The sequence below is a fragment of the Oribacterium sinus genome, from assembly GCF_963553175.1.
In the GTDB taxonomy this organism is placed as follows: Bacteria; Bacillota; Clostridia; order Lachnospirales; family Lachnospiraceae; genus Oribacterium; species Oribacterium sinus_B.
This window is the reverse complement of sequence record NZ_CAUVME010000022.1, coordinates 36,485-43,005: the sequence shown is the minus strand read 5'-3', so window position 1 is coordinate 43,005 and position 6,521 is coordinate 36,485. Positions and strand designations below refer to the sequence as shown.

The window sequence follows — 6,521 nt, the reverse complement described above, 5'->3', positions numbered from 1 at the left end:
CGGAAAGCTTTGAGCCGCTTCGGGAACTGGTGGAAAATATCTACACGAATGAATATCTGGCTTGTCTGCTCCCAGCCTGGAATGTTGGAATCCAGCAGGATGCCGCATTTTCGGCAATTCCGTTGCAGCGGGAGTTTTACAATGCCAACCTGCGCTATACCAAAGAACGTACCGTGGTCATTATTTCGGATGCCATGCGTTACGAGGTAGGACAGGAGTTGTTTTCCAGAATGCAGGATGACCCGAAATGCACGGCAAAACTTTCTGTACAGTTGGGTGTTCTTCCGTCTTATACGAGGCTCGGTATGGCAGCACTTTTGCCGCATAAAACACTGGAGATGACGGATGACTTCCAGGTGCTGGTAGATGGTATCCTTTGCGATAATCTGGCAGGTCGGCAGCAGGTGCTGCAAAGCTATAACCCGGATAGTGTCTGTGTACAGTTCGATGATATCAAAAATCTGAAAGTGGCAGAGCTGCGAGATGTGCTGACAAAACGTCAGATTATCTATGTATACCATAATCAGATCGACGCGCGTGGAGACAAGGCTAATACCGAGGATGAGGTGTTTCATGCGTGTGAGGAAGCCGTTCAGGAAATTATGGATTTGATTCATCGAATCTCCGTCAGCGGCAACACCTATCATTTTATCGTTACTGCCGACCATGGCTTTATTTACAAGCGTGATAAGTTGACAGAAAGTGATAAGATTTCCGGGAAAAGCGAGGACAAAGCATTTGTCAATCGCAGATTTATAGTTTCCAAGGCGGCACTGGAAAATGACGGCATCGATCATATGAGCATGGGACGCGTTCTGGGGAACGAGGACAGCAAGGTAGTGTCCTATCCAGTCAGCAGCAATGTCTTTAAGGTGGCCGGAGGCGGTGCTAACTATGTGCATGGCGGTTCCTCACCACAGGAAATGCTGGTGCCGGTGCTGGAGTTTAAGATGGAACGCGGTCACATGGAAACAAAGAATGCAGAGATTGCTCTGGTCAGCATCGTCCATAAGATTACGAACCTGATCACTTCCATGGACTTTATCCAGTCGGATGCCGTCAGTGATACTGTAAAAGCGGCAAAGTACCGCATTTTCTTCCTCTCGGAAGACAATGAGAAAATCTCGAACGAAAACAGTTATGTGGCGGACAGTCGTGAGGAAAATGCGCAGAAGCGTATCTTCCGGATGCGGTTCACATTCAAAAATAAGAAATACGACAAGGACAAGCAATATTACCTTGTGGTTTATGACGAAGAAAGCGGTCTGGAGCAGTGGAGGCAGCCTGTTATCATGGACATTGCCTTTGCGGATGACTTTGGATTCGGATTCTGATACAGAGGAGGCAGGAATTCCGTATGGAAATGATGGATATGGCGGTAGACGATACCCGTGAAGAACTGCGTCGAAAGCTGCGCAGCAACTTTGACGGTCGGATCGTCCGCAAAGACCTGACAAAGAAAATAAAAGAAGGAGCAAATGTTCCGGTCTATGTGCTGGAGTTCCTGCTGGGTCAGTATTGTAGTTCAGACGATGAGGCAATCATTGAGCAGGGCGTTCAGAATGTGAAACGTATTCTGGCAGACAACTTTGTCCGCCCGGATGAGGCTCAAAAAATTCTCTCACAACTGCGCAAGAACGGGAGCCATACCATTATTGATATGGTGACAGTGCATCTGGATATCAAAAAGGATTGCTTTTTTGCAGAGTTCTCTAACCTTGGCCTCATCAATGTGCCGATTACAGATGATTACCCGGAAAAATATGACCGGCTGCTTTGCGGCGGTATCTGGTGCATCGTGCAGCTGGAATATGAGTCTGAGGGAGACAGCAACTTTGGCATTATCAATGCCGATGGCGATCCATTGCGCTCTAAACAGAAGAATCAGAAGGACATTTCGCCCATCAGCATCCGCAAGCTAACGCCGATTCAGATGCCACACATTGACATTGACGAGCTGAAGCAGGGACGCAAGGCATTTACAAAGGATGAATGGCTGGATGTGCTGCTGCGCTCCATCGGTATGGAGCCAGACGAGTTTACTTATCGTGAAAAATGGCTGTTGCTGACCCGTATGATTCCGTTGGTTGAGAACAACTTCAACCTGTCTGAGCTGGGGCCGAGAAGCACCGGTAAATCGCATCTGTACAAAGAAATCTCGCCAAACAGTATTCTGATCTCCGGTGGGCAGACGACGGTGGCAAACCTGTTTTATAACATGGGCCGCAAGACAGTTGGTCTGGTTGGCCTATGGGATTGTGTTGCCTTCGATGAGGTGGCCGGTATTCGCTTCAAGGATAAAGACGGCGTGCAGATCATGAAGGACTACATGGCCTCCGGTTCTTTCGCTCGTGGCAAAGAAGAAAAGGCTGCAACGGCCTCGATGGTCTTTGTCGGTAACATCAATCAGAGCGTGGACGTGCTGCTGAAAACGTCCAGCCTGTTTGACCCGTTCCCGCCAGAAATGGGTACCGACACGGCGTTTCTCGACCGGATGCACTGCTATCTCCCCGGCTGGGAGATTCCGAAGTTCCGCCCGGAGCATTTCACGAATGACTATGGCTTTATCAGCGATTATCTGGCAGAGTTCATCCGGGAACTGCGCAAGGAACAGTACGGCGATGCGCTCGACCATTACTTCCGTTTGGGCAAGAACCTGAACCAACGTGATACCATCGCCGTGCGCCGTATGGTAGATGGCTATCTGAAGCTGCTCTATCCTGATGGGGAGTTTACCAAGGAAGAACTGGAGGAAGTCATCCAGATTTCGCTCGAAATGCGCCGTCGTGTGAAGGAGCAGCTGAAAAAGCTAGGCGGCATGGAGTTCTACGATGTGAACTTCTCCTACATAGACAATGAGACCTTTGAGGAGCATTACGTTTCCGTTCCGGAACAGGGTGGCGGCAAGCTGATTCCGGAAGGGATGTGCAATCCGGGTCAGGTCTATACCGTTTCGCAGGGCAAGTCCGGCATGATCGGCGTGTTCCGTCTCGAAAGCCAGATGCTGCCTGGAAACGGCAAGTTTGAACGTACTGGTATCGGTTCTGAACGTGACTGCAAGGAAGCTGCGAATACAGCGTTCAATTTTCTCAAGGCCAACGGCAACCGCATCAGCGGTTCCATCAGCACCACGACAAAGGATTATATCATCAACTATCAGGATTTGCAGGGCATCGGGATGACCGGGAAACTAGCGCTGCCGACTCTGATTGCGCTGTGCTCCATCGCGCTGGGCAAGCCCGTACTTAGCAGTATGGCTGTCCTGGGGGAGATCAGCATCAGCGGAACAATGATAAAAGCCGATGAACTGGCGAATTCCTTGCAGGTATGCCTGGACAGCGGTGCGAAGAAAGTGCTGTTGCCGATTACCAGTGCAGCAGACCTTGGCACCGTGCCGCCGGAGCTGGTGGGCAGTTTTAATCTGATTTTCTACAGCAGCGCGGAAGATGCAGTGTTTAAGGCATTGGGGGTGGAATGATGATTGAATCGGTTTGTAAAATAAAGTTTACTGGGGGTTCTTTTACATCTGCAACGGAATTGTCCATTTTTCAGAATCAAAATCAACGGATGGCTCTTGTGTATGGTAGAAACGGAAGTGGAAAAACTACAATAGCAAAGGCTTTTATAAAAGTTAACGGTGGAGATGTAAGCGATATTGATAGTGCAGCATTGCTCGACGAAAACGGCAATCCTGTGGTGCGGGGAACAGATGACACTACGCGGCGAGTTTATGTTTTTAATGAGGAGTATATACAAAGAAATGTTCGCTTAAAAGAAGATGGTTTAAGTACTATAATTATGCTTGGCGCACAAGCAGAGTTAGAGGAAAAAATTATTGCAGCACAGAGCGCATTGACGGCTAGCGAAAATGCGAGAAAGCAGCAGGAAGAAGTATGCAACACATATTCAGATAAATCGTCTGTTCTTGCGCCCGCATATTACCTCGCTCAAATGAATAATGCTTTATCTGGAGATACTCACTGGGCTGGCAGAGAAAGAGTTATTAAAGAAGATCGTCGTAACGCCGCTGTTAATGATAGCACTTATAATACGATTATCTCATCAGCCCCAGCACTATCTGAAGCTGATGTAGAATGTGAATATCGTAAAAAATTTGATATGCTTTCTGCTGCGAAAAGCGGAAGTGCAACGATTTCGCAAAGCGTTCAGGTTCATATTCCTGAGTTTAGAGATGATGATATTATCATGATCCTGGCAGAAAGAATAGAAAAGCCTGAATTGACACCACGAGAAGAATTTCTACTCACTCTGGTTGAGTCCGGTCAACTTCAGAGAATAGAGGAAACTTTCTCTAATGAAGCTGTGAAACAATGCCCTTTCTGCTTACAGCCAGTTACGGAGGAATATAAGAATAATTTAATTGAAAGTATAAAAAAGGTACTATCCAGGCAAGTTGAGGATCACAAGGAATGCTTATCGAAGCTAATAATCCAACAGATAAGTTTTGATATTACTCCATTTAGTAAACTGAATCAATCGACGGTAAATAACGTAATAAATGCGGCTGCTGCATTAAATGATGCAATAGAAAAGTGCAATACGGAAATCAAGAAGAAAATTGCCAATCCTTTTGAACCGATATTAGGCGTAGAATTTGGTCTCCGAGAAAAGCGGGCTGCGTTAGTGAGTGCAATTAGTGACTTGGAAGTCGCAAGAGTAGAACACAATAAACCTTTTCTTGATATTAGCAAGATCAAATCCGAATTGCAGGTGTTAAATAAGCAAAAGGCCTATTATGAGATTTTGCCAATCCATGAGACCTATTTAAAACAGCTCAAAGAAAAGGAATATGCTGATTCCCAGTTCAAGCAATTAAAGGAAGATGCGCTGACCAAGAAGAAGACTCTTGATGAATTACTTGCGCAGAAGAAGAACATTATGATTGCAGTTGATGTAATCAATAGTAATCTTCGCTATATCTTTTTTGCTAATGACAGATTGGCAATAAAAGTGAAAGACGGTGTATATCTGCTCCAGTCAAATAAAGCAGACGTAAAACCAAACGAAATATCGCTCGGGGAACGTAATATAATTGCACTCTGTTATTTCTTCGCAGAAATGCTTTCTGGCTGTGCTATAGAAGATGCGTATACAAATGAGGTGTTGGTAGTCATCGACGACCCAGTTTCAAGCTTTGATTTTGAAAACAAAATCGGTATCATATCTTTTTTGAGATCGCAAATGCGAAAAATTATGTGTGGAAATCGCAATTCAAAATTATTGGTCATGACGCATGATCTACCCGCTGTATTTGACTTGGAAAAAGCCTTTAATGAGATAAGAGTTACCGCAAAGGATGAAATCGGTACTGAATGTAACTACCTCCTTCTGGAATTGGAAAATCGGCAGCTTGTTGATTTCAGGTACAAAAAAAGGCACGAATATAGCGAGCTTTTAAAAACAATTTATGATTTTGCAGTTAATGGTACTCCTGAAAATGATATGATAATTGGGAATACAATGCGCCGTGCATTGGAGACTTTTTCGACTTTTGTTTATAAAAAGCCCATCGATGCAATATCATGTGACAAGGATATCTTATCTTTACTTGGTGAAAAATGCTATGTAACATATTTTGAAAACTTGATGTACCGCCTGGTTCTTAATGGAGAAAGCCATATGGAGGAACGAGCTAAAACTCTTGAAGATGCCGATTTTGTTGCAGTCCTCTCTCCGGATGAAAAGAAAAGAACGGCTCGGGATATTTTGTGTTTTATGTATTTGCTGAATCCGGTTCATGTAAAGGCACATTTGTCTGATATAAATGATGCAGAATGTCAAATTCAGGGCTGGTGCAGCAATATAAAAGAATTCGCATAAAATCATGAAATGAACCAGCACATAAATGATAGAAACTGCCCCTTCACTGCAAATTGTGCAGACGGCATCTGCACAATTTGCAACAAAAAAGAGGAGCCAGTCCAGGCTCCTCGAAGGTACATTATTTCAAAAAGTTGCTCTTATATTCCAGTGCGTGCAGATTATAGCCAAGTGTTGCCAGGTGCGCGACCTTCAGCGTAACTAGGCTGTTGTCAGTGGACATCGCACTGGCAATCTGTTCGGCAGTGTATCCATATTCATAAATGTAGCGAAGGACTTCATCGCTGTCCATCAGGATTTCTGCTGCTACGATGTTGGCTTCATATTCAGGTTTGGATTTCATATCGCAGAGCATGAACTCATGAATCGGGGTGGTTTTCGCCATATTCCGGTGAAACTGGTCATGCCCTAATCCATGTACACACACAATGCGCAGCATATTTTCATCCAGACTGTTCTTCAGGAAAATAAAGCGATTTCGCTTAATCACCCGGTACATTCCCTTCAGGGAACCGAAATTACATTAATACCAAGCTGCCTTGCAATTTCAAAAGGGTCTCTGGAACTGCAGCGTTTTACCAGTTTCTCACCGACCCGTGAAAGTTGTTCAAAAATGTTTACTCCATCTTTTTTCAAAAATTTGTTGACAAGAATGCATCCATGTTGTAATATACCATTCG

General features: G+C 44.9%; 4 protein-coding genes. 3 read left to right on the top strand and 1 reads right to left on the bottom strand.

Features of this window, described 5'->3' with window-relative positions; all coding sequences use genetic code 11:
- The 3 genes from pglZ to RYO92_RS07315 all read left to right on the top strand — a co-directional run.
- Positions 1-1,334, top strand: a 1,334-nt coding sequence (gene pglZ, locus RYO92_RS07325) for a BREX-1 system phosphatase PglZ type A (RefSeq protein WP_315369964.1), incomplete at its 5' end; no start/stop codon positions are given.
- 23 nt (positions 1,335-1,357) lie between these two features.
- Positions 1,358-3,478: a protease Lon-related BREX system protein BrxL gene (gene brxL, locus RYO92_RS07320; protein ID WP_315369963.1), complete on the top strand. Its 2,121-nt coding sequence runs from the start codon at positions 1,358-1,360 to the stop codon at positions 3,476-3,478.
- Positions 3,475-5,841, top strand: a complete 2,367-nt coding sequence (locus RYO92_RS07315) for an AAA family ATPase (protein ID WP_315369962.1) — start codon at positions 3,475-3,477, stop codon at positions 5,839-5,841. The genes brxL and RYO92_RS07315 overlap by 4 nt, the downstream gene beginning before the upstream one ends.
- 121 nt (positions 5,842-5,962) lie before the next feature.
- Here RYO92_RS07315 and RYO92_RS07310 read toward each other — a convergent pair whose 3' ends face one another.
- Positions 5,963-6,331, bottom strand: a complete 369-nt coding sequence (locus RYO92_RS07310; protein ID WP_331648572.1) for an ImmA/IrrE family metallo-endopeptidase — start codon at positions 6,329-6,331, stop codon at positions 5,963-5,965.
- Between the last annotated feature and the right edge of the window lie 190 nt (positions 6,332-6,521).